General features: G+C 71.9%; 19 protein-coding genes. 8 read left to right on the forward strand and 11 right to left on the reverse strand.

The annotated features are described in order from the left end of the window. Genes BLU82_RS14630 through BLU82_RS14665 form a run of 8 tightly spaced genes read right to left on the reverse strand, consistent with a single transcriptional unit; the run spans position 1 to position 9,196 of the window. Positions 1–1,473, reverse strand: coding sequence for a class I adenylate-forming enzyme family protein (locus tag BLU82_RS14630; RefSeq protein ID WP_092621629.1), 1,473 nt, complete (start codon positions 1,471–1,473; stop codon positions 1–3). 20 nt (positions 1,474–1,493) lie between these two features. Then, a complete protein-coding gene (locus BLU82_RS14635; protein WP_092621632.1) occupies positions 1,494–3,242 on the reverse strand; it encodes a thiamine pyrophosphate-binding protein in 1,749 nt (582 codons plus the stop codon). Beyond that, entirely contained in the window at positions 3,239–4,336 is a 1,098-nt protein-coding gene (locus tag BLU82_RS14640) for a P1 family peptidase (protein ID WP_197682954.1), read from the reverse strand. The genes BLU82_RS14635 and BLU82_RS14640 overlap by 4 nt, the downstream gene beginning before the upstream one ends. Further along, positions 4,333–4,758, reverse strand: coding sequence for a cobalamin B12-binding domain-containing protein (locus tag BLU82_RS14645; RefSeq protein ID WP_092621635.1), 426 nt, complete (start codon positions 4,756–4,758; stop codon positions 4,333–4,335). The genes BLU82_RS14640 and BLU82_RS14645 overlap by 4 nt, the downstream gene beginning before the upstream one ends. 15 nt (positions 4,759–4,773) lie before the next feature. Beyond that, a complete protein-coding gene (locus BLU82_RS14650) occupies positions 4,774–6,453 on the reverse strand; it encodes a methylmalonyl-CoA mutase family protein (RefSeq protein WP_092625849.1) in 1,680 nt (559 codons plus the stop codon). Further along, entirely contained in the window at positions 6,450–7,355 is a 906-nt protein-coding gene (locus BLU82_RS35130; protein ID WP_197682956.1) for an ArgK/MeaB family GTPase, read from the reverse strand. The genes BLU82_RS14650 and BLU82_RS35130 overlap by 4 nt, the downstream gene beginning before the upstream one ends. After that, the gene (locus BLU82_RS14660; RefSeq protein ID WP_092621638.1) at positions 7,342–8,829 is read right to left on the reverse strand and encodes a class I adenylate-forming enzyme family protein; all 1,488 of its coding nucleotides are present in this window, start codon (positions 8,827–8,829) and stop codon (positions 7,342–7,344) included. The genes BLU82_RS35130 and BLU82_RS14660 overlap by 14 nt, the downstream gene beginning before the upstream one ends. Before the next feature lies 1 nt (position 8,830). Further along, positions 8,831–9,196 (reverse strand): hotdog domain-containing protein, encoded by a 366-nt coding sequence (locus BLU82_RS14665; protein WP_157740963.1) that lies wholly within the window; start codon positions 9,194–9,196, stop codon positions 8,831–8,833. 223 nt (positions 9,197–9,419) lie between these two features. Here BLU82_RS14665 and BLU82_RS14670 point away from each other — a divergent pair, with 223 nt between their 5' ends. Then, positions 9,420–11,090 carry a DUF885 family protein gene (locus tag BLU82_RS14670; protein WP_092621644.1) on the forward strand — a complete coding sequence of 557 codons (1,671 nt, stop codon included), beginning with the start codon at positions 9,420–9,422 and terminating at the stop codon, positions 11,088–11,090. Between the two features lie 15 nt (positions 11,091–11,105). On the opposite strand, the gene BLU82_RS14675 is transcribed toward BLU82_RS14670, so the two are convergent. Then, entirely contained in the window at positions 11,106–12,140 is a 1,035-nt protein-coding gene (locus tag BLU82_RS14675; protein ID WP_092621647.1) for a dipeptidase, read from the reverse strand. Positions 12,141–12,224: 84 nt separating this feature from the next. Between BLU82_RS14675 and BLU82_RS14680 the strand changes: the two genes are divergently transcribed. After that, positions 12,225–14,171: an amidohydrolase family protein gene (locus tag BLU82_RS14680; protein WP_092621650.1), complete on the forward strand. Its 1,947-nt coding sequence runs from the start codon at positions 12,225–12,227 to the stop codon at positions 14,169–14,171. Positions 14,172–14,311: 140 nt separating this feature from the next. Further along, positions 14,312–15,619, forward strand: a complete 1,308-nt coding sequence (locus BLU82_RS14685) for an aspartate aminotransferase family protein (RefSeq protein ID WP_092621653.1) — start codon at positions 14,312–14,314, stop codon at positions 15,617–15,619. 84 nt (positions 15,620–15,703) lie between these two features. Here BLU82_RS14685 and BLU82_RS14690 read toward each other — a convergent pair whose 3' ends face one another. Further along, a complete protein-coding gene (locus BLU82_RS14690) occupies positions 15,704–16,690 on the reverse strand; it encodes an LLM class flavin-dependent oxidoreductase (RefSeq protein ID WP_157740965.1) in 987 nt (328 codons plus the stop codon). 156 nt (positions 16,691–16,846) lie between these two features. Between BLU82_RS14690 and BLU82_RS14695 the strand changes: the two genes are divergently transcribed. The 5 genes from BLU82_RS14695 (at position 16,847) to BLU82_RS14715 (ending at position 22,252) form a co-directional block, all read left to right on the forward strand. After that, positions 16,847–18,487: an ABC transporter substrate-binding protein gene (locus BLU82_RS14695; protein ID WP_092621659.1), complete on the forward strand. Its 1,641-nt coding sequence runs from the start codon at positions 16,847–16,849 to the stop codon at positions 18,485–18,487. A gap of 85 nt (positions 18,488–18,572) precedes the next feature. Then, entirely contained in the window at positions 18,573–19,550 is a 978-nt protein-coding gene (locus tag BLU82_RS14700; protein ID WP_092621662.1) for an ABC transporter permease, read from the forward strand. Next, positions 19,543–20,406, forward strand: coding sequence for an ABC transporter permease (locus BLU82_RS14705; protein ID WP_172885616.1), 864 nt, complete (start codon positions 19,543–19,545; stop codon positions 20,404–20,406). The genes BLU82_RS14700 and BLU82_RS14705 overlap by 8 nt, the downstream gene beginning before the upstream one ends. Beyond that, positions 20,403–21,401: an ABC transporter ATP-binding protein gene (locus tag BLU82_RS14710; protein WP_172885617.1), complete on the forward strand. Its 999-nt coding sequence runs from the start codon at positions 20,403–20,405 to the stop codon at positions 21,399–21,401. The genes BLU82_RS14705 and BLU82_RS14710 overlap by 4 nt, the downstream gene beginning before the upstream one ends. Continuing rightward, positions 21,398–22,252 carry an ABC transporter ATP-binding protein gene (locus tag BLU82_RS14715; RefSeq protein ID WP_092621671.1) on the forward strand — a complete coding sequence of 285 codons (855 nt, stop codon included), beginning with the start codon at positions 21,398–21,400 and terminating at the stop codon, positions 22,250–22,252. The genes BLU82_RS14710 and BLU82_RS14715 overlap by 4 nt, the downstream gene beginning before the upstream one ends. On the opposite strand, the gene BLU82_RS14720 is transcribed toward BLU82_RS14715, so the two are convergent. Next, positions 22,237–23,673, reverse strand: coding sequence for an aldehyde dehydrogenase family protein (locus tag BLU82_RS14720; protein WP_092621674.1), 1,437 nt, complete (start codon positions 23,671–23,673; stop codon positions 22,237–22,239). The genes BLU82_RS14715 and BLU82_RS14720 overlap by 16 nt on opposite strands. Positions 23,674–23,701 lie beyond the last annotated feature (28 nt).

Genomic DNA, 23,701 nt, shown 5'->3' on the forward strand with positions numbered 1-23,701 from the left:
TCACACGCCCACGAGCTCGATCGTCCCGTCCGCGATCAGCCGCTTCACCGCCGCCTTGTCGCCCTTGCCGATCCCGGTGACCGGCAGGCTCGGCACCAGCGCGGCCGCCGACGGACGCTTGAAGCTCGGCAGCGCCTCACGGCAGTGCCGGAGCAGGCCCTCGGCGGTGAGTCCGCTGCCCGCCTTCGGCACGGCGACGACCACCGGGGTCTCGCCCCACCGAACGCTCGGGATCCCCACGACGATCGCCTCCTGGACGCCTCCGTGGCCGAACGCCGCCGCCTCGATCTCGGCCGGAGCGACGTTGAGGCCGCCCGAGATGATGATGTCCTTGAGCCGGCCGGTGAGGAAGACCAGCCCGCGGTCGTCGACCCGGCCGAGGTCCCCGGTGCGCAGCGCGCCCGACGCCGTCAGCGCGCCGCTCGTCGCCGCGGCGTCGCCGAAGTACCCGCGCATGCGGCTGGGAGCGGCCGCGAGGATCTCCCCGCCGTCGCCGTGGCCCTCCAGCGGGTCGAGCGCCACCTCGGTCGTCGGGAAGGCACGCCCGACGGTCGCGGGCTCGGCCCGCAGCATGGCGTGTGTCGCGACGGTGACGGGCACGAGCTCGGTCAGCCCGTAGAACTGGTGCGTCTCCACCCGAGGCAGCACCTCCCACCACGTCCGGAGCAGCTGGACCGGCATCGGCTCGGAGGCGAACATGATCCACCGGAGCCCGGCGAGCTTGCGCAGCGGCGCGTGCTCGAGCAGCCGGCTGAGGATCGTCGGCACGGCGTCGAACGTCGTCGCCCGGGTGCAGGCGTCGGCGACCCGCTCGACGTCGAAGCCGGGCAGGATCTCCAGCGAGCCGCCGGCGCACAGGGTGGGCAGGACGTGCTCGGGGATGCAGGTGTAGAGGGGCAGGAACACCAGGCCGCGGTCGCCGCGGTCGAACGGCAGCGCCGCCGTCATCTGCAGGGCCGTGTGGAAGATCGATCCGTGCGTGTGCTCGACGCCCTTCGGCCGTCCGGTCGAGCCGCTGGTGAGCATGATCTTGCAGGTGGCGTCCGGTCCGATCCGGGGCAGCGGCGGTCCGCCCGGCCCGCGTGGCGGCGCGGACAGCTCCAGCAGCCGGTGGGACTCCTCGAGCCCGTCCCGGAGCTCGGCCGGGATCCGGCCGACGAGTATCGTCCGCACGCCGACGAGGTCGAGCTGGTCGCGGATCGACGCGAGGTCGAGCATCGTGTTGACGGGGACCGCGACCAGCCCGGCCCGCATGATGCCCAGGTAGGCGGCGATGTAGGCCGGCTCGTTCTGCCCGATGATCCCGACCGGCTCCCCCGGTCTCAGCCCGAGGCCGAGCAGTCCTCGGGCCAGCTCCTCCGTGCGGGACCAGAACTGCGCGTACGTCCAGGTCTCGCCGTCGCAGATCAGCGCCGGATCGTTCGGGTGGGCGCGCGCCACGGCGCCGATGTGCGACAACAGGGTTCTGACCATGCGCTGACCACCTCACCGGTTCACGACTCGACGTCCCCATGACGCGGACCCGACAACCACGCCCGCTCGGCCGCGTCCCAGGCGGCGAGCGCGTGGAACTCCGGCACCAGGGCGAGGCCGCTCCTGGTGTCCGGGGAGATCGGTTCGCGGGAGACCCGGACGGCGACCAGCGCGGGTGCGTGCGCGAACGCCTCCCCCAGCGCCGTCTCCAGGTCGTCCACGCTGCCGGCGCGGTAGCCGGCGACGCCGAGGCTCTCCGCGAGCCGGTCCCAGGCAGACGGCCCGAGCTCGGTGCCCATGATCCGCCCGTCGTAGTTGCGGACCTGGTCCGCGCGCTCGATGTTCCACGCGTTGTTGTCGGCCACGACGACGACGAACCGCGCGCCTTCGCGGACCGCGGTCTCCAGCTCCATGACGTTGAAGCCCAGGGCGCCGTCCCCGACGAGCGCGACGACCGTGCGGTCCGGATGGTTGAGCGACGCCGAGACCGCGAACGGCACGCCCACCCCGAGACATCCGAACGCCCCGAGGTCCAGGTAGGTGGGCGTGGTCAGGCTCGATCGCGACCACGACAGGATGTCCCCGCCGTCGACGATCACGATCGCGGTGTCGTCGATGTGCTCGTTGAGCGCGCGGATGACCTGGAGCGGGTGCAGCCCGCCGTCCGCGGCGGCCTGCTGGGCCCGCATCGTCTCGCCGAGCCGGCGCCGTTTCGCGGCGTTGCCGCTCATGACGTCGTCGCGCCAGCCGAGATCCGGAGCGGCCGGTCGCGCGCCCGCCGTCACCAGAGCCTCCAGCGCCGAGTGCGGATCGGCGCGCAGTTCCACGTCGCCGCGGCGGTTGGCCTGGACCTCCTCGGAGTTCCGGCCGATCCGCAGGAACCGCTCGGCCGCGGCGAACACCGCGGGCGACCCGTACGCCGTCTCGAAATCCAGCTGCCGGCCGACCGTGATCACCAGGTCGGCCTCGGCCATCGCCCGGGCGCGCGCCGCCGGAACGAACGTGGGGATGCTCTCGGACAGGGCGCCCCGGCTCGCCCGGGTGTCGAGGTAGAGGGCGCCGGTCGTGCGCACGAACTCGGCCAGCGGTCCGGGCACGGTGAGCGCCTCGCGACCGGCGAGCACCAGCGGCCGGGTGCTGGCCGCGATCGCGTCGACGGCCCGCTCGACGGCGGCGGCCTCCGGTGGCCGGCGCGCCCTCGTGCGGCGCGGATAGGCCGTGTAGGGCGGCGCGGCATCCTGGCGCAGCAGCTCGGCGCCGAACTCGACGTACACCGGGCCGCCGGGGCCGTCGTCGCCGAGCGCCGCGCTCACGGCGCGGTCGAGCCGGTCGACGACGTGCCGGCACGACCGGACCACCTCCACCGCCCGGCAGACCGGCCGGACGATCGCCGCCTGGTCGATCTCCTCCAGGGCGCCCATGCCCGCCTGCTCGTCCGGCGGGCGGGTCGAGATGACGAGCACCGGCGAACCGGCGAGGAAGGCGCAGCCGATCCCGGTGACCGCGTTGGTCAGCCCCGGCCCGGTCGTGACGATCGCGACGGCGAGGCGGTGCCGCAGATCGGCCTCCGCCTGGGCCATGTGCACGGCGGCCACCTCGTGCCGCGCCGTCACGACCCGGACGCCGCGCGCGTCCAGCTCCGCCCAGATCGGCTTCATGTGCGAGCCGGGCAGGCTGAACACCCGCTCGATCCCCTGCTCGCTCAGGTACGCGGCGATCACCGCGGCCACGGTGGGCGGGGCGGCGTCGCGCGGCATCGGGCGCGTCATCCGGCGTAGGCCGCGCGGAGGCGGTCGTGGTCCAGGGCGTGCGCGGTGATCCCGTCGCGTCCGACGCTGGTCTCCGCGGCCACCACGGCGTTGAGGATCGCCTCCTCGGTGGCGTCGATGACCGCGTCGAACAGGCCGTTGATCACGGTGTTGCCGGCCATGCGCAGCGGGATCTCGTCCGGGCCCGGCTCCACCAGGCCGACCCGGGGCAGGCCGTCGTTCCCGGTGGAGAACGCCAGGAGCAGGTCGCCGCTGCCGTTCTCGCCGGACCCGCCGGTCCGCCCGACGGCCAGCGCGCCGCGCTGGGCCAGCCGTTCGCACTGGTGCGGCAGCAGCGGCGCGTCCGTCGCGATCAGCACGATGATCGACCCGCTGCCCCGGGCCGAGCGCACCACCGCGTCGAACGGCGACGGGACCTCGTCGGTGGGGATCCGCTCGCCGATCGGCACCCCGTTCACCCGCAGCCGCCCGCGCCGGCCGTGATTGGCCTGCACGAGGACGCCGACGGTGTGGCCGCCGACGACCCGCGACGACGTGCCGATGCCGCCCTTGAACTCGTGGCAGATCATGCCCGTGCCGCTGCCGACCGAGCCCTCGGGCACCGGCCCTGCGGACAGCGCGTCGAAGGCCGCGTCGACGTGGGCGGCCGTGACGTGCTGGCCGTTGATGTCGCTCAGCAGGCCGTCGTAGGTCTCCGCCACCACCGGAAGGTGGAAGTAGAGCTCGTCGTCGCCCCGCTCCCGGTGCAGCCGGGCGACGATCGCGTCGCGGACCACGCCGACGGAGTGCGTGTTGGTCAGCCCGATGGCGGTGGTGAGCTGCCCGTTCTCCCGGATCCAGTGCAGGCCGGTCATCTCGCCGTTGCCGTTGAGCCGGTGGAAGCCGGCGAAGACCGGCGAGTCCCAGACCCGCGGCCGCGGCTCCACGACGGTCACCCCGGTGCGCACCGGTCCCTCGCCGACGACCAGCGGCCCGTCGCCCGCGCGCACCGTGTGGTGCCCCACCCGCACGCCGGCGACGTCGGTGATCGCGTTGTGCCGGCCGGTCGGGAGGTCACCGACCACGATGCCGAGATCGCGCGACCGGCCCGTCACGCCAGCCGTGCCTGTCGGGCGTTGCTGGAGATGTACTCGACCAGCTCGGCCGTCGGCGTCCCGGGCCCGAACACCTCGTGGACGCCGTAGCCCTTGAGCGTGTCGGCGTCCTCGGGCGGGATGGTGCCGCCGACGACGAACAGGACGTCCTGGCGGTCGTTCTCCTTCAGCAGCGCGCACAGGTCCCTGGCGTACTCGAGGTGGGCGCCGGACAGGCTGGACAGGCCGAGGACGTCGGCGTCCTCCTGGACGACCGCGCGCAGGATCGATTCCGGGCTCTGGTAGATGCCGGTGTAGACGACTTCCATCCCGGAGTCGCGCAACGCCCGCGCCACGACCTTGGCGCCGCGGTCGTGCCCGTCGAGCCCGGGCTTGGCGATCACCACTTTGAGTGGCGGCAGTCCATCGGTGGCGGATGTCATGGTCTCGTCCTTCCTCTAGAACACGGTCGACGGCTGGTGGTGGCCCCACACGCCGCGCAGCACGTCGCAGATCTCGCCGACCGTGGCCCGCGCGCGCACGGCGTCCTCGATCAGCGGCATCAGGTTGTGGTGCAGGTCGGGGGCGGCCTTCTCGATCGCGCGCAGTGCCGCGGTGACCTGCCGGTCCTCGCGGGACCGCTTCACCTCGGCGAGCCGCGCCATCTGGCGCTCCATCACGCCGGGCACCGGACGGTCGATCTCGATGTCCTGGGTCTCGTCCTCGTCGACGTAGTCGTTCACGCCGACGGTGATGGTGTCGTTGCTCTCGACCTTGACCTGCTGCTCCCAGGCGGAGTCAGAGATCAGCTGCACCGCGTAGCCGGACTGGACCGCCTCGATCATGCCGCCCATCGCGTCGATCCGCTCGATCAGCGCGAGCGCGTCCTCCTCGATCTGGGAGGTGAGCGACTCCACGTAGTACGACCCGGCGAGCGGATCGACGACGTCGGCGACGCCGGTCTCGTGCAGGATGATCGCCTGGGTGCGTACGGCGATCTTGATCGCGCTCTCCGACGGGATCGACAGCGCCTCGTCGAGGGAGTTCGTGTGCAGCGACTGGGTGCCGCCCAGGATGGCGGCCATCGCCTGGATCGCGGTCCGGGCGACGTTGTTGTACGGCTGCTGCGCGGTGAGCGAGACGCCGGCGGTCTGGCAGTGCGCCCGCATCAGCCACGATCGGGGATCCTTGGCGCCCAGCCGCTCGCGCATGAGCCGCGCCCACAGCCGGCGGGCCGCCCGCAGCTTCGCCGCCTCCTCGAAGAAGTTGTTGTGCACGTCCCAGAAGAACGACACCCGCGGCGCCAGCCGGTCGACGTCGATGCCGCGCTCGACCGCGTGCTCGAGATAGCACAGCGCGTTGCTGATGGTGAGGCCGACCTCTTCGACGGCCGTCGAGCCGGCGTCCCTGATGTGGTAGCCGCACACGTTGAGCGGGTTGAACCGCGGCATCACGTCCGCGCCGTACTCCATCGTGTCGACCACCAGCTGCACCGAGGGCAGCGGCGGGAAGATGAACTCGTTCTGGGCGATGTACTCCTTGAGGATGTCGTTCTGGGTGGTCCCGGTGAGCACGTGGCCCGGGATGCCCCGCTCGTCGGCCACCACCCGGTACATGGCCAGCACGACGGCGGCCGACGGGTTGATCGTCATCGACGTGGAGATCTGGTCGAGCGGGATGCCGTCGAACAGCGCGTGCATGTCGACGACGGTGTCGACGGCGACGCCGATGCGGCCGACCTCGCGCCGGTACACCTCGTGGTCGGAGTCGTAGCCCAGCAGCGTCGGCAGGTCGAAGTCGGTCGAGAGACCGGTCTGGCCGGTCTTGAGCAGGTACTTGTACCGGTTGTTGGTGTCCTCGGCCTGGCCGAAGCCGGCCACCTGGCGGATCGTCCACGGCCGGCCGCGGTACATCGTGGCGTGCACGCCGCGGGTGTACGGGTACTCGCCGGGGAGCCCGATGTCCTCAGCCGGGTCCAGGTGCCTGATGTCGGCATGGGTGTAGACGTCCTTGACCGGCGCGCCGGACAGGGTCGTGTACTCCGAGCGCCGCGGCGGGATCCGCTGGTAGTCGGCGGCGACCCGTCCGGTCCTCCAGGCCTCGACGCGCTCGTCCCAGCGCTTGTCGTCCTCGTTCATCGGCTCCATCGGCGTGACGCCTCCTTCAAGATCTTGTCCACGGAGTCCTGCATGGTCGCGTGCGGGTCCAGGGCGATCGCGGCGGCGCAGTCGGCGACCCAGGCCTCGGCCACCAGTGCCGCGTCCGAGCCCCACTTCTCCAGGCGCCGCGCCTCCAGCTGCCCGTCCTCGAGCAGCGAGCGCCACCGGGCGTACATGCCGTCGCGCACCTGGTCGACCCCGGTGCCCTCGATGGCCACGGTCTTGTAGACGGCGTCCACCCGGCCGGCGGCCAGGCGCAGATGCCGCGCCGTCTCCGCGGCGCCGGGCCGGTCGGCCATGTTGACGATGAAAGCGTCGGCGACCTCCATGAGGCCCGCCTTGATCGTCTGCACGGCGTCGCCGAGCCCCGGCACCGTGACCAGCAGCACGGTGTCGGCGACCTCGACGATCGCGACCTCGGTCTGGCCCGCGCCCACCGTCTCGATCAGCACGATGTCGAACAGGCCGGACAGCTCCAGGAGCCGGGCGATGTTCCGGGTGGACCCCGCCACGGCGCCATGCGACCCGCGGCTGGCCAGGCTGCGCACGAACACGCCGGGCCGGCCGTTCAGATAGGTCTCCATCCGCACCCGGTCGCCGAGGACGGCGCCGCCGCTGAGCGGGCTGGACGGGTCGATCGCCAGCACGGCGACCCGCTGGCCGTCGTCGGCGAAGGACTCGATGAGGCGGCCGGTGAGGGTGCTCTTGCCGGCGCCGGGCGGCCCGGTGATGCCCACGATGTGGCAGGGCCGGGACGCCCGCGGGATGGAGACCTCCCAGGGCGGGCTGTTCTCGACCACGGTGACCGCCCGGGCGAGCGGGGCCCAGTGGCCCGCGCGGCCCTTGGCCACCAGCGTCTCGATCTGGTCAGACTCGAACAATGGTGATCTTCCCCTCCACGATCATCTTCCGCACCGCGTCCTTGGCCGCCTTGCCGATTCCGGTGGTCGGGAGGGCATCGATCAGCCCGGCGCCGGTGGGTCGCTTGTAGCTGGACAGCAGCGACCGGCAGTGACCCAGCAGGTCGTCCGCCGTGAGCGCCCGGCCCGGCCGGGGCACGGCGACGACGACGGGGGTCTCGCCCCAGCGCTCGCTCGGCACGCCCACGACGACCGCCCGTTCGACCGACGGGTGGCGGGCGGCGACGGCCTCGATCTCGGCGGGCGCGATGTTGATGCCGCCGGAGATGATGATGTCCTTGCTCCGGCCGGTCAGGAACACCAGCCCGCGCTCGTCGATGCGGCCGAGGTCGCCCGTCCGCATGGCGCCGTCCGGTCCGAGCGCCGCCTTCGTGGCGACCTCGTCCTTGTAGTACCCCACCATCTGGGCCGGGCTGGTGCCGATCAGCTCGCCTCCGTCCGCGCCGCCGGCGGAGGAGACGTCGTCGACGCTCAGCCGCGTCGTCGGGAACGCCCGCCCGATGGTGGACGGCTCGCGGCGCAGCAGCCGGTGCGGCGCCGCCGACAGCGGCAGCACCTCCGTCATCCCGTAGAGCTGGTGCGTCTCGACACCCGGCAGCTCCTCCCACCAGCGGCGCAGGAGAGTGACCGGCATGTGCTCCGACGCGAACATGACCCACCGCAGGTGGGCCAGCTTCTCCGGCGGTGCGTGCTCGATCAGCCGACTCAGGATCGTCGGCACCGCGTCGAACGTGGTCGCCTTGGTGCAGGCGTCGGCGACGCGCTCGATGTCGAACCGCGGCAGGATCTCCAGCGCGCCGCCGGTGCACAGCACCGGGAGCACCTGCTCCGGGATGCACGCGTAGAGCGGGAGGAAGACCACCGACCGGTCGTCGGAGCGGAACGGGAAGACCGAGGTCAGCTGCTGGGTCGCGTGCAACATGGTGCCCTGGGTGTGCACGACGCCCTTCGGACGCCCGGTCGACCCGCTGGTCAGCATGATCGCGGCCGGCGTCCCCGGCCCCGCGACCGGCAGCCGGCCGCGGCGCTGCACCGGGTCGCCGCCCTCCATGGCGAGGATCTGGAACGTCCCGGCGAGGTCGTCCCGGACGGCCGGGTCGACCCGGCCGACGAACACGCGGGTGGCGTCGACCGAGACGAGCAGGCTGCGCACCGTCGCGCCGTCGAGCCGGTCGTTGACCGGGACCGCGGTACCGCCCGCCCGGGCGATCCCGAGGTAGTTGACGATGTACGCCGGCTCGTTGGCGCCCAGGAGACCGACGGTGTCGCCGGGCCGGAGGCCGCCGGACAGCAGGCGCCGGGCGGCGTCCTCCGCGCGCGACCACAGGTCCTGGTAGCTCCAGATGGTGCCGTCGTGGATCAGCGCCGGGCGGCCGCCGTGGGCACGCACCACCGCCTCGATCCACGCGACGACCGTGTCAGGGTGGTCGATCACGTCAGGCAACGCCCGCGCCGGAGCTCGTGCCCACGACGATCGTCGCCACGGCGGTGGCCGCCAGCACCGGCTCCGTGCTGGCGAGCGCGCCCTTGTCGTCGACGCCGAGGACCTTGAAGATCCGGGCCTCGATCGTGCGGCTGCGGTTCCCGCGCCGGGTCACCCGCGCGATGCCCTCGACGTAGTCGCCCACCCGCAGCGGCGCGAGGAACTCGACCGAGTCGTAGGCCGCGCAGAGACCCTCGTCGCCCCCTTCCTTGAGGGCGAGCTCGGTCTCGAGGTCGGCGAAGATCTCCATCGCCTTCGACCCGGGGACCAGGTTCCCGGCGTACCGCGCATCGCCGGGCGACAAGCGAAGTCGGATCATCGCTCGGTCGTCGTCAACAGACCTCGGCTCCAACATCAGACTCCTCCGTGCAGCTGGGGGATCCTTGTCGCAGACAGAGTAGAGCACTTAGACCTAAACAAGTAGGTCAGATTGCCGACCAGTTTCAACCATGACGTTCGCCACTACCGGCCGCGCCAGCTAGATAGAACAACGCGCTAGGGTGTGGGCCATCAGCGATCCTGCCGTCCGACGGAGGAGCCTCATGGAGACGTCCCGGCCGCTCGCCGAGCTGTCCGACGACCTGTACGCGACGTTGGCGGCGGCCGATCCGTTCGTGGCGACGCTCATCCACGGCATCCCCGGGCTCGACGGCGAGGTGCCCGACCTCAGCGAGTCCGCCCAGCTCGCGTCGGCCGAGCGGCTGCTGGACCTGGCGGCGCGCGCGGAGCGGATCCCGGCGGACGGGCTCGACGACCACGACCGGGTCACGCGGGACGTGCTGATCCACGTCGCGCGGTCCGAGGCGGTGCCGTACGAGGACCGACATGCGGAGTTCGCCGTCTCCGGCTACGCCTCCCCCAGCGCGCTGCTGTTCACCGCGCTGACCAACGTCTCGGTCGCCACGCCGGACGAGCAGCAGAGCTACCTGCGCCGGCTGCGCGATGTGCCCCGCTACCTCGGCCAAGCCCGGGAACGGGCGATGGACGGCGTGGCCGCCGGCCGGGTGCCGACCCGCCGCGGCGTCGAGCAGACCGCCGAACGGCTCGACGCCTACCTGCGCGGCCGCGCCGAGGACGACCTCATCGCCGGCATGGTGACCGGCGCCGCCGTCGAGGACGAGGTCCGCGGCCTGGTGGCGGAGTCCATCCGGCCGGCGCTGGCGGCGCTGCTGGAGACGCTCTCGGGACCGGTGCTGGCGGCGGCCCGGCCGGACGAGCGCAGCGGGCTGCTGCACGTGCCCGGGGGCGGCGAGATGTACGCGCGCGCCGTCGCGGCACACACGACCACGACGCGCTCGCCGGACGAGATCCACCGGCTCGGCCTGGACCTGTGCGAGGCGTTGCGCGACGAGTACGCCGTGCTGGGGCACCGGGTCTTCGGCACCGGCGACTTCGACGCGATCGTCGACCGGCTACGCCACGACCCGGAGCTGCGCTACTCGTCCGCCGAGGACATCCTGGCCGACGCGCGGACGGCGGTGGCCCGGGCCGAGGCGGCGCTGCCGGACTGGTTCGGCCGCACCCCGTCGGCGTCGTGCGCGGTGGTGCCCATGAACGAGGTGCTGGCGCCGGCCGCGGTGCTCGGCGAGTATCTTCCCTCGTCCGGCGACGGCAGCCGGCCGGGCCGCTACAATGTCAACACGTACGCGCCACACACGCGGACCCGGTTCGAGTACGAGACGCTGTCGTTCCACGAGGGCGTGCCCGGCCACCATCTGCAGTTCGGGCTCGCGCAGGAGCTCAACGAGCTGCCGGCGTTCCGCCGCTACCTGTACGTCGCGGCCTACGGTGAGGGGTGGGGCCTCTACGCCGAGCGGCTCGCCGACGAGATGGGTCTCTACTCCGGCGACCTGTCCCGGCTGGGGATGCTCTCGTTCGACTCCTGGCGGGCCTGCCGGCTCGTCGTCGACACCGGCCTGCACCACCACGGCTGGACGCGGCAGCGGGCCATCGACTTCATGCTCGCCAACAGCGCCCTCACCCCCGAGAACGTCGCCAACGAGGTCGACCGCTACATCGCCTGGCCCGGGCAGGCGCTGGCCTACATGACCGGCCGGCTGGAGATCGAGCGGCTGCGGGACCTCGCCCGCGAGCGCCTGGGCCCGCGCTTCGACGTCCGCGCCTTCCACGACGCCGTCATCGGCAACGGATCGGTGCCGATGACGGTGCTGTCAGGCGCCGTGGAGCGCTGGATCGCTCAGGTGCCCGGGTAGAACGTGGGGCGATGGTCAGTCGCTCGTGCCGACGCCCATCACCTCGTCGAGGACGCGCATGGCGTTGCCGCCCAGCACCTTGGCGATGTCGTCCCGGGAGAAGCCGCGGGCGACCATCTCGGCGGTGAGCTTCGGGAGGTCCGACGGCCGCCGGACCTCGGCGTCCACGAACTCGACCTCGTCCACGCCCATGATCTCCATGCGGCCGCCGTAGACCTCCGCGTAGTAGTCGTCGATGAAGTCCGGCCCCAGCCCCACCGCGTCGATCGAGGCGACCGACGCGATGTGCTCGATGTGGTCGACGACGCGCGCGGCGGTCGGCCGGGCCGGGTCGATGAACGGCGCGATCGCCGCCGCGACCCCGATGACGCCGCCGACGCCGGCGATGCCCTTGATCTGGTCGTCGCTGAGGTTGCGGTGCATGTCGGTGATGGCGCGGCAGCCCGAGTGGGTCGCGAGCAGCGGGCGGGTCGCCCGCTCCAGCACGTCGTCGACGCCGGCCATGCCGAGGTGGCTGATGTCGAAGACGATCCCGAGCCGCTCCATCTCGGCGAGCACCTCGAACCCCTGCGGGGTCAGCCCGCCGCGCGAGCTGTCGTCGAACCCGCTGCCGTCGGCGAGGTGCGTCCGGCCCAGGTGGGCGAGGGACACCACCCGGGCGCCGACGCGGTACATCGTCCCGATCAGCTCCGGGTCCTGGCCCAGGGCGTGCGCGCCCTCCAGGCCGATGACGAACGCGATGCGGCCGGCGGCCACGGCCGCGTCGACGTCCGCACCGGTCAGGCAGATCGCCACCTCCGGGTGCTGCTCCGCCAGCGCGTGGATCCGCTCGATGAGCAGCAGCGTCCGCCGCAGGGCGCCCTCGGACTGGTACTGCGCCTCGATGAACACGGGCAGCACCTGGACGTTCACGCCGCCCGACCGCAGCTCGGGCAGCCAGAACTCGGCGAAGTGCTCCGGCCGGCCGCGGTGGTCGAAGTGGTCGACCAGCAGGATCAGGTCGTTGTGCAGGTCGACGACCAGGGCCTCGTCGTTCGGCATCGTCATCATGGGGTCGATTCTCGAGGCAATCGACCGCCCCGCGCAAGACTTCGACCCATGTTCATAGGTCGAAATTGCTGCTAGCGTGACGGCGTGAACGACGCCACAGCGACGACGATCCTCGCGGGGACCGTGCTCTCCATGACCGACCGCGGGGTGCTCCGGGATCAGGCGATCACAGTGGCCGGCGGCCGGATCACCCGCATCGCGCCCCGTGCCGAGCACGAGGTCACCGGCCCGGTCGTCGACTGGCGCGACCGCACCGTCCTGCCCGGGCTCGCCGACTGCCACGTCCACGTCGACGACCGGGCCGACATGCTCGGCTACCTGGCGCATGGCGTCACTCTGGTGCGCAACATGCGTGGCAAGCCATGGCACCTGGACTGGCGCCGGCGCGTCACCGAGGGCGCCGAGCTCGGTCCCTACCTCGTCACCAGCACCGCCATGGCCGACGGGCGTGGCGCGCCCGGGACGACGGTGTGGCCGGACTCGGCGCAGATCACCGGCCGGGCGTCGGCGCACGCGGCGGTGCACCGCTGGGCCGAGCTCGGGTACCAGCAGGTCAAGGCGTACCAATGGCTGTCCGCCGAGGCGCTCGCGGGCCTCGGCGAGGCGTGCCGCGACACCGGCCTCCCGCTGGTCGGGCACTGCCCCCAGGCGCTCACCGTCCACCAGGCGATCGACCGCGGCCAGACCGGGTTCGAGCACCTGAACAACTACGAGTACGGCTCGCTGCGCCCGGCCGCCCAGAAGCGCCTCGACGCCTTCTTCGCGCAGGGGTTCAGCTACGGACGCGGCCGGAACCGGTTCTCCCCCGAGGCCGCCCAGGCGGCGTCCGACATCGACGACCACAAGATCGCGGCACTGGCCCAGCGGATGGCGGCCGAGAACATCACCTCCTGCCCCACGCTGATCGTCCTCGACCGCCTGCTCGGGCACCGCGACTTCACCGACCCGCGGCTGCGCCTCACCGATCCCGTGCTCGCCCGCACGTGGCGGCCGGAGAACGACTTCCGCATCATGGCGCTGACGCCCGATGAGCTGCAGGGCACCGCCGACCTCTTCCACGAGCGCAGCCGGCGCATCCTGGCCGCGCTCCGCGACGCCGGCGCGCCGGTCCTGGTCGGCACCGACACCCACAACGCGTTCGTCTTCCACGGGTCCTCGCTGGTCGAGGAGCTGGAGCTGATGACCGAGGCCGGCTACACCAGCGCCGAGCTCGTGCGGCTGGCCACCCGGGGCGCGGCGGACCATCTCGGCCTGACCGACCGCGGCCGCGTCGACGCCGGGTTCGTCGCCGACCTGGTGGCCGTGACCGGCGACCCCCTGGCGTCGGTCACCGCGCTGAGGGACCCGGCCGCCGTCGTCGTGGGCGGGACGGTGCTCGAGCGCCCCCAGCTGGACGCCCTGCTCGACGAGGTCGAGACGCTGGTCCATGCCGAGCCGGATCGCGCCCGGCTGCGACCGGCGCCGTCCGGCGAACGGCTGGTCGGCGACCACGAGCGGAGCAACTTCGGCCAGATCGACGCCGCCACGAGGATCTCGTCGCGCTCCGACGGCGACACGACGACGTGGCGTGAGCAGGTCGCGACCCGGCACGGCGTCGAGACCCGCACGACGGTCGTCGACGCGTCCGGGTACGTGGTGTCGGCCGACATCGAGCGGCAACGCGCCGAGGGCAGCGACGTCGCGACGGTGCGCCGCCACGGCGACCACTACGCCGTCCGCTGGTCGGCCCTCGACGGCTCGGAGCTCGACGCCGAGGTGCCCGCTCCCCTGCTGCCCGGCGCCGACCTCGGGGTGGCGGCCCTGCTGGCGGCGGCCCGGCTGGCCCCGGACCACGGCCCGTGGCCCGTCCTGTCGCTGCGCGCCGGCCTGGCCAACGCCCTGCCGCCCGTCCCCGGGACGCTGGAGCGCGACGGCGACGAACTGGTGCAGCGCACGACCGACGCCATCGTCCGGATCGCCGGCGACGTCACCGGCGAGTACACGGTGCAGGCGCCCATGACCCAGCTGGTGCACCGCCGCGCGGGCTCCTGACGTCCGGCGCCCGCCCTCTCCTCGCGACCCGCTGGCGGGGTCGAGCGCTCCCGATGTGGCCACGGACACTGTCCCCGCGCCTTGCCAGCGTGATTATGGCCTAGTTGAATAGGCCATAATCACCAACTCGGGAGGCTGCCGTGAGCACGGACACGTTCTGGACCGACGTGGAGGATCACCTGGTCCGCTACATCCCGGCGTTCACGCCGCGCGTCATCGAGCGCGCGGCAGGACCCTACGTCTACGACAGCGACGGCGCCGCGATCCTCGATTTCACGTCGGGCCAGATGAGCGCGGTGCTGGGACACTCGCACCCGGAGATCGTGAGGGCGGTCTCGGCGTGCGTCGGATCGCTGGACCACCTGTTCAGCGGGATGCTCAGCCGGCCGGTCGTGGACCTGGCGAAGCGGCTGGCGCACACGCTGCCGCCGAACCTCACCAAGATGCTGCTGCTGTCGACGGGAGCCGAGTCGAACGAGGCCGCGCTGAAGCTGGCCAAGCTGTACACCGGCCGGTACGAGATCGTCTCGTTCGACCGCTCGTGGCACGGCATGACGTCGGGCGCGTCGGCGGCGACGTTCTCCGCGGGCCGGCGCGGCTACGGGCCCACGATGCCGGGCAATTTCGTCCTGCCGACGCCGAACGCCTACCGCTCGCCCTTCCGCCACCCGGACGGGTCGCACGACTGGGAGTCCGAGCTGGAGTACGGGTTCGGCCTGGTCGACACCCAGTCGAACGGCTCGCTGGCCGCCTGCCTCGTCGAGCCGATCCTGTCCTCGGGCGGGGTCATCGAGCTGCCCGAGGGCTATCTCGCCCGGCTCAAGGAGCTGTGTGAGGCACGCGGGATGCTGCTGATCCTCGACGAGGCGCAGACCGGTCTCGGGCGCACCGGCCACATGTACGCGTTCGAGCGCGACGGCGTCGCCCCCGACATCCTGACGCTGTCGAAGACGCTCGGAGCCGGGCTGCCCGTCGCCGCCGTCCTGACGAGCGCCGAGATCGAGCAGGTCTGCGCCGAACGCAGGTTCCTCTTCTACACGACGCATGCCTCCGACCCGCTCGCGGCGGTGGTCGCGTCGACGGTTCTCGACGTCATCGAGCGCGACGGCCTCGTCGAACGGGCCGCGAAGCTGGGCCAGCAGCTCACCGACCGTCTCCTGGCCCTCCGTGACGCCCACGAGGTGGTGGGCGACATCCGCGGCCGGGGCCTGCTCCAGGGCGTCGAGCTGGTGGCCGACCGGGCCAGCAAGGCCCCGGCTCACGCCCTCGGCGCGGCCGTCACCGCGGCCTGCCTGGAGCGGGGCCTGCACATGAACATCGTGCAGCTGCCCGGCATGGGCGGCATCTTCCGCATCGCCCCGCCGCTCACCATCAGCGAGGACGAGCTGCACACCGGCATCGACATCCTCGGCGACGCGCTCACCGCCGCCACCGCGGCCGCCGCCTGAGCGCCGACGAGATCGCCAACTGCCTCGGTGCTGTAGCGGGTCGCAGCGGCAGCGGTCGCCTCGTGGAGTCCGGTGGTGCCGCGGCTAGCGGGCCGACAGGTACGGCACGACCTCCTCGGTGATCCGCTCGAACTGCCCGCGCTGGTCGAAGCTGCTGATCCGCAGCAGGATGCTCGTCGCTCCGGCGCGGACGTAGTCGTGCAGTGTCTCCAGGCATGCCTCGGCTGGCCCGGCCGCGACCCAGGTCTCGAGGAACTCGCGGGTGTACTCCGTGCGTGAGTGGGCGTCGAGGAACCGTTTGGCCTCGGCGAACGCCTTCTCCCGGTCGTCGTCGACGCAGATGTTCATGCAGACGCAGACGTCGAAGTCGTCGGGCAGGGTGCGGCCGATGGCGTCCGCGTGCTCGTGGATGATCTCCAGCGCACGGGCGACGCCCGCGGGCCGGGTGTGCGTGACCTGCCAGCCGTCGGCGTAGCGGGCGACCCGGCCGAACGCCGTGGCGACGTTGCGCGCCTTGCTCAGGTCAGGGTTGGCGGCGATCCACACCGGGATCCGCGGTTGCGCGGGACGGGGACGGATGGTGACACCGCGAAGGGAGGTGAACGTGCCGTCGTAGTCGACGTCGTCCTCGGACCAGAGCCGGCGGAGGATCTCGATGGCCTCCTCGACCCGGCGCGGCCGGCTCGACCGCTCCACGCCGAAGTTCGCCAACTCGTTGTCGAACTCCCCCATGCCGGGCCCGCCGCCCTGGCAGGCGACGAAGATCGTCCGCCCGCCGGACAGGTGGTCGAGGCTGGCCCATTGGTGCGCGAGCAGCAGCGGGTCGCGCAACGGCGTGCTCGCCAGGCACGCGGCCCCCAGCGACACCCGCGTCGTGCGGGCGGCGACGGCGCTCAGCATCACCAGCGCCTCGACCCGCGGCTTGGCGAGGATGCTGTCACCCACCCACACCGAGTCCCAGCCGGACGCGTCGGCCGCGGCGGCGAGATCGAGCAGTTCCGGGACGGTGGTCGCCCCGATCATGGGCCCTCGGTTCGGCAGGATCAGCCCGGTGGTGAGACGACGGTCCATCCGTGGGCTCCTTCGGATCGGAGCGAGCGTTTGTAACATGTTACATGCGAATCGCGGCGAAAACGAGCTCCAATACCTTGACATCGGCCTGAAACGTCACGACAGTAGGCGAGATAACATGTTACATTCATCACTAGGCCACCGGAGGGCGCAGCCATGGTCACACGCCCGGTATCTGGTCACGGTCCTCGACGGCGCTCCGCACGCGGCCTCGCCGCGGTCGCCGGCCTGGTCGCCGTTCTCCTCACCGCGTGTCAGAACAACACCGGACCGGACACCGGGTCGGCCGGTACCGACGGCGGCGAACCGGTCAGCGGAGGAACGCTCGTCCTGGGCATCCAGAGCGATCCGAGCCCGCTCAACCCGAACCTGACCACGAACGGCCCCACCCAGCAGATCGGGACGATGATCTACGAGCCGCTGGTCTACTTCGACAACGAGGCGGCCGAGCCGAAGCCGGTGCTGGCGGAGTCGTGGGAGATCTCCGACGACGGCCTCACGTACACGTTCCATCTCGTCGACGCGACGTTCACCAACGGCGATCCGCTGACGTCGACGGACGTCAAGTACACCATCGAGCAGGTGTCGACGCCGATGTTCGCGCCGTTCGCCCAGGCCGCCTCGGTGATCGAGTCGATCGACGACTCCGACCCGAAGACCGTGGTCATCCAGCTCAAGGAGCCGTTCGGGCCGCTCCTGCTGTCGCTCACGCGGGTCTGGATCCTTCCCGCGTCCGTGTTCCAGGGCAGCGACCCGGCCACGAACCCCGCCTCCATCGACCAGCCTGTCGGCACCGGCCCGTTCATGCTCGACGAGGTCAGCCGCGGCAGCCAGTGGACGCTGACCCGCAACCCCGAGTACTGGCAGGAGGACCGCCCGTACCTGGACTCGATCGTGGCTCGCGTCGTCCCGGACGCACAGTCGGCGACACTCGCCCTCGCGGCCGGCGAGATCCAGTACATCTCGTCGCAGGTCATCTCCCCCACCGACGTCGAGGCGGTGGTCCAGCGCAACCAGGCGGTCGCCCATCCGGACTCGTTCGCCCCGAACATGACACAGGTGTTCTTCAACACCACACGCGACATCACCGGCGACCCCGCGGTGCGGCATGCGCTGGCCATGGCGATCGACCGCGAGTTCCTGCTGGAGAACGTGTTCCAGGGCGGCGGTGAGGTGGCCAGGGCACCGTTCGACTCCCGGCTGGAGTGGGCCTACAACGACGAAGTCGACTTCGACGAGCTGTATCCGTACGACCCGGAGGCGGCCGCACAGGCTCTGGACGACGCCGGTTACCCGATGCAGGGCGACAGCCGGTTCTCGCTGACGATCCTGGCCGAGGGCGCCAGCCGGTTCCAGGAGGTCGCCGAGGCCATCCGCAGCATGCTGCTGGAGGTCGGCATCGACGCGCAGGTGTCGGCGCCCGAGGCCTCGGTGGCGACCGAGCAGGCGTTCACCGCTCCCGGCGACTTCGACCTCTACATCCAGTCCTACACGACCAACTGGGACCCCGCGCTCGGCATCGCCCGCGCCTACGTCTCCACCTCGATCGGGACGCCGTTCGGCAACGCCAGCGGGTACAGCGACCCCGAGGTCGACGAGTTGTTCGCCGCGGGCCGCTCCGGCACGACGGAGGACCAGCGGGCCGAGCCGTACCGCCAGGTCCAGGAGATCCTGGCCGAGGACCTCCCGGTGATGCCGCTCATCGAGACGAAGCTCAACGACGCGCACGCGCCGAACGTCAACGGCGTCTGGTACGCCGCCAACTGGGGCCAGTGGCAGGAGGCCTGGGTCGGATGACCACGAACGCCGCCGGGGCCGCCCGCTCGCGGCACCGCCCGCGGGCCAGCGGGCGGGTGGTCCGTCTCGGCCGGAAGGGGTCGCCATGGTGAGATACGCCGCGGTGCGGCTGGCGTGGGCCGTCCCCACGGTCCTCGGCATCGTCCTGCTCGGGTTCATCCTGACCCGGGTCGCTCCGGGTGACCCGGTGCAGGCCATGATCGGCGAGTTCCCCGCTCCCCCGGAGTACGCGGACGAGATCCGCGAACGGTTCGGCCTGGACCAGTCGCTGCCGACGCAGTTCTGGCTGTTCCTGCGGAGCCTGGCCGGCGGCGACCTCGGGTTCTCGTTCGCGCACAACGCGCCCGTGCTCGACATCATCCTCGACCGGATGGCGAACACGCTGCTGCTCATGGTCCCGGCTCTGGTCCTCGCCGCCCTGCTCGGCATCCTGCTCGGCATCCTCGGCGCCCGCCGGGCCGGCACCCGGCTGGACACCCTCGTCACCGTCGTGACGATCTCCGGCCAGTCGGTGCCGGTCTTCTGGCTGGCGATGCTCCTGGTCCTGGTCTTCTCGGTACAGCTGGGCATGTTCCCCGTCGCCGGCATGCTGAGCATCACCGGCTCGGACACCGCACTCGGCGTCGTCGGCGACTACCTCTGGCACTGGGTGCTGCCCGGGATCACCCTGACGCTCGCGTACATGACCGTGGTCGCCCGGGTCGCCCGCTCCTCGATCCTCGAGACGATGCACCAGGACTACGTGCTCACGGCCGAGGCGAAGGGACTGACCCGGCGCGAGGTCATGCGGCGGCACATCTTCCGCAACGCGCTGCCGCCGATCGTCACGGTCATCGGCTTCAACTTCGGCCTGGTGCTCACCGGCGCCGTCCTCACCGAGACGGTCTTCGGCTGGCCCGGCATCGGCAGCCTGTTCGTCCAGGCCGTCACCAACCGGGACTATCCGGTGATCCAGGGGGTCTTCCTGTTCTCCGCGATCGTGGTCGTCCTCGTGAACCTGCTGGTCGATCTGCTGTACCCGGTCATCGACCCACGGATGCGAGGCAGCCATGCACGTGTCTAGGAAGCAGCGGTGGGGCTGGCTGCGCTCGAGCACGGCGACGACGGTCAGCTTCGTCTTCATCGTCCTGCTCGTGCTGGTGGCCCTGGTGGGCCCGTTCGTGCTCCCGGGCAACCCCGCGGCGATCTCCCGCGACGTCCTGCAGCCGCCGTCGCCGGACGCCCTGTTCGGCACCGACCACCTGGGCCGCGACCAGCTCACCCGGATGGTGTACGGCGCACGCATCTCGCTGCTGGTCGGCGTGCTGGCCGCCGGCATGGCGATCGTCGTCGGCATCGCCGTCGGCGCCTGCGCCGGCTTCTTCGGCGGCATCGTCGACATCGCCCTGATGCGGATGTCGGAGTTCTTCCAGGTCATCCCGACGCTGATCGTCGCCGTCGCGATCGTGGCGCTGATCGGGCCCGGGCTGGCCAACATCATCGGCGTGATCGCACTGCTGTCCTGGGCGCAGACGGCTCGGGTGACCCGGGCCGAGGTGTTGCGGGTGAAACAGCTGGACTACGTGAACGCGGTCCGCTGCCTGGGCCATCGCGAGTTCCTCGTGCTGCTGCGCGAGGTGATCCCGAACTCCCTGCCGGCGGTCATGCCGCTGATCGCGCTCGGCGTGGCCGACGCGATCCTGCAGGAGTCGTCGATCAGCTTCCTCGGCCTCGGCAGTCCCGACACGATCAGCTGGGGCCTGCTGCTGCACGACGGCCAGCAGAATCTGCTGTCGGCGTGGTGGATGGTGGTGATCCCGGGTCTGGCGATCTTCGCCACGGTCCTGTCCCTGAACATCCTCGGCGACGCGGTCAGCACGGCGCTCAACCCGCGCCTGCGGCTGACCGGCCGGGTCCGGCGGAAGGTGGTGACACCGTGACGGCGACACCGTTGCTCGAGGTGGAGGACCTCCATCTCTCCTATGAGTTGCGCGACCGCACGGTGCACGCCCTGCAGGGTGCGACGCTGCACGTCGGCCGCTCGGAGATCGTCGGCATCGTCGGCGAGTCCGGATCGGGCAAGTCGACGGTGGCGCGGGCCGCGCTGGGGCTGCTGCCATGGGGCGTCGCGCACATCACCGGTGGCGCGATCCGCCTCGAGGGCGCCGACGTCACACGCCTGGGCCCGCACCAGTGGCCGAAGCTGCGTGGCCACCCGCTGGCCATGGTGTTCCAGGACCCGCTGAGCTTCCTCAATCCGGTCGTGCGGGTGGGCCGCCAGATCGCCGAGGGCGTCGCCAAGCACGACCCGGGCGCCGACCGCACCCGCCGTGTCGCCGAGCTCCTCGACCTCGTCCGCCTGCCGGCCGAGGTCGCGCAGTCCTATCCACACGAGCTCTCCGGCGGGATGCGCCAGCGCGTCCTGCTGGCGATCGCCCTCGGCTGCCGGCCCCGTCTGCTGGTCGCCGACGAGCCGACGACGGCCCTCGACGTCACCACGCAGGCCGACATCATCGCGCTGCTGCGCGACATCCGCGACACCCTGGACCTCAGCATCCTGCTGATCAGCCACGACCTCGCCGTCGTCGCCACCATGTGCGACCGCATCTACACCATGTACGGCGGTCACACGGTCGAGACCGGGCCGACGGCCGAGGTGCTGCGCCGTCCCGGCCATCCGTACACCTACGGGCTCATGCAGTCGGCGCGGGCGGTCCGCGACGAGCACGGCCGGTACGCCACGATCCCCGGGCAGCCGCCGAACCTCGCCGTCGAATTCCCCGGCTGCCCGTTCTCCGGCCGGTGCCCCGTCGAGGTCGAGACGTGCAGCACGCGATTCCCGCCGTCCGCCCAGGTGTCCGGCTCCGAGTCACATCTCGCCTGGTGCTGGCGGCTCGTCGAACAGCCCCTCGACAACGCGGCGGTGACGGCATGACGAACGAGACCGGAGCGGAGCCGGTCCTGGAGCTGCGCGGCGTGTCCAAGCAGTACCGGCGCCGGGGCAGCGTCACGCACGTCACCGCGGTCGACGGCGTCGACCTGACCATCCGCAGCGGCGAGTCGTTCGCGCTGGTCGGCGAGAGCGGGTCGGGCAAGTCGACGCTGGCGAAGCTGGCGCTGTGCCTGGAGCGGCCGGACGCCGGCCAGATCCTGCTGCGTGGTCGCGACCTGACCGGCCTGCGGGTGTCGAGGCTGCGTCGCGTGCGCACGGCGATGCAGCCGATCTTCCAGGACGCGTCGGCGTCGTTCAACCCGCGCCGCTCCGTGGAGTCCGCCCTGTTCCAGGCGCTCGGCCGGCTGCGCACCACGGCCGAGCGGCGCGCCCACGCCGTGGACCTGCTCGAGCGGGTGGGACTGCGCCCGGCCCCGTCGTTCCTCGACCGGATGCCACACGAGCTCAGCGGCGGCCAGCGGCAGCGGCTGGCGATCGCCCGCGCGCTGGCCGCGGATCCGGTGCTCGTGGTCGCCGACGAGCCGCTGTCCGGTGCGGACGTCTCGGTGCGCGGCCAGGTGATGAACCTGCTCGCCGACCTCCAGGCCGAGCGTGCCCTCGCCTACCTGTTCATCACCCACGACGTGTCGCTGGCCCGGTCGTTCGCCGATCGGGTGGGCGTCATGCACCACGGGCGGCTGGTGGAGGTCGGCACGCCGGAGGCCGTCCTCGACAACCCTGCCGATCCGTACACGAAGCGGCTGGTCCACGCGGTGCCGGACATCGAGGGCCCGGAGCCGGTGCCGGCCTTCGACCCGGCCCCGGCCGACCCGCCGCGTCAGGGACGCACGTAGGCGATCTTGTACTCGGTGAAGAAGTCCCGGGCGTGCGCCCCTTGTTCCTTCGGCCCGTAGCTCGACCGCCTTCGCCCGCCGAACGCCACGTGCGGGTCGACGCCGGCCGTCGGCAGGTTCACCATCACCATGCCGGTCCGCGAGCGGCGCTGGAAGTCGTCGGCCAGCGCGAGCGACGTGGTGCAGATGCCGGCGACCAGGCCGAATTCGGTGTCGTTCGCGACGGCCACGGCCTCGTCGTGACCGGACACGCGGATCACCCCGGCCACCGGACCGAAGATCTCCTCGCGGTTCACGACCGCGTCGTTGTCCAGCCCCTCGATCAGCGCCGGGGCGAGGTAGTGGCCCTTCGTGTCGCGTTCCACGAGGTCGCCTCCGTGCACGGACGCCCCCGGGGTCGTGCGGGCCAGGTCGAGATAGCGCAGGTCGGTGTCGAGCTGGCGGCCGTCGACGACCGGGCCGATCTCGGTGCCGGGCGCGAGCGCATGGCCGACGCGCAGTGCGGCCATCCGAGCCCGCAGCCGCTCGACGAACGGACCGTACACGGCGTCGTCGACGATCAACCGGCTCGACGCCGTGCAGCGCTGCCCGGTGGAGAAGAACGCGCCGTTCACGGCGCAGTCGACGGCGACGTCGAGATCGGCGTCGGCCGCGATGACCAGCGGGTTCTTGCCGCCCAGCTCCAGCTGCACCTTGGCGAACCGGCCGGCCGCCGCCACCGCGATGCCGCGTCCGACCGGCTCGGAGCCCGTGAAGGTCACCGCGTCGACGCCCGGGTGGGTGACGATGGCGTCGCCGACGACACCGCCGGAGCCGGTGACGACGTTGAACACACCGGGCGGGAAGCCGGCGTCGTCGATGATGCGGGCCAGCTCGATCACCGAGGCGGGCACCAGCTCGGCCGGCTTCAGCACGACGGTGTTGCCGTAGGCCAGCGCCGGCGCGGTCTTCCACGACGGGATCGCGATCGGGAAGTTCCACGGCGTGATCACCCCCACCACGCCGACGGGCTCGCGCCGGTGGGTCACCGTGACGCCGGGGCGGATGGAGTCCTGCGTCTCGCCGGCCAGCCGGACCGCCTCGCCGGCGAAGAACCGGAAGATCTGTGCGGCGCGCCGTACCTCGGCCTCCGCCTCACCCCGGGTCTTGCCCTCCTCGCGGGCCAGCAGCTCGGCCAGCCGGTCGACGTCGGTGAGGATGCGGGCGGCCACGGACTCCAGCAGGTCGGCGCGGGTCTGGGGCGACGCGGCGGCCCAGTCCGGCTGGGCCATGCGGGCGGCCGTGACCGCGGCGTCGACGTCGTCGCGATCGCCCGCCGCGAACAGGCCGACGATGTCGCTGGTGTCCGACGGGTTGACGTTCTCGCGATGCTCGCGGGCCGCCATCCAGCGTCCGCCGACATAGCTTTCGAAGCGCTCCACGGGCCTAGGGTAGCATGCTACATGCTAC

Source organism: Jiangella sp. DSM 45060, assembly GCF_900105175.1.
GTDB lineage: Bacteria > Actinomycetota > Actinomycetes > Jiangellales > Jiangellaceae > Jiangella.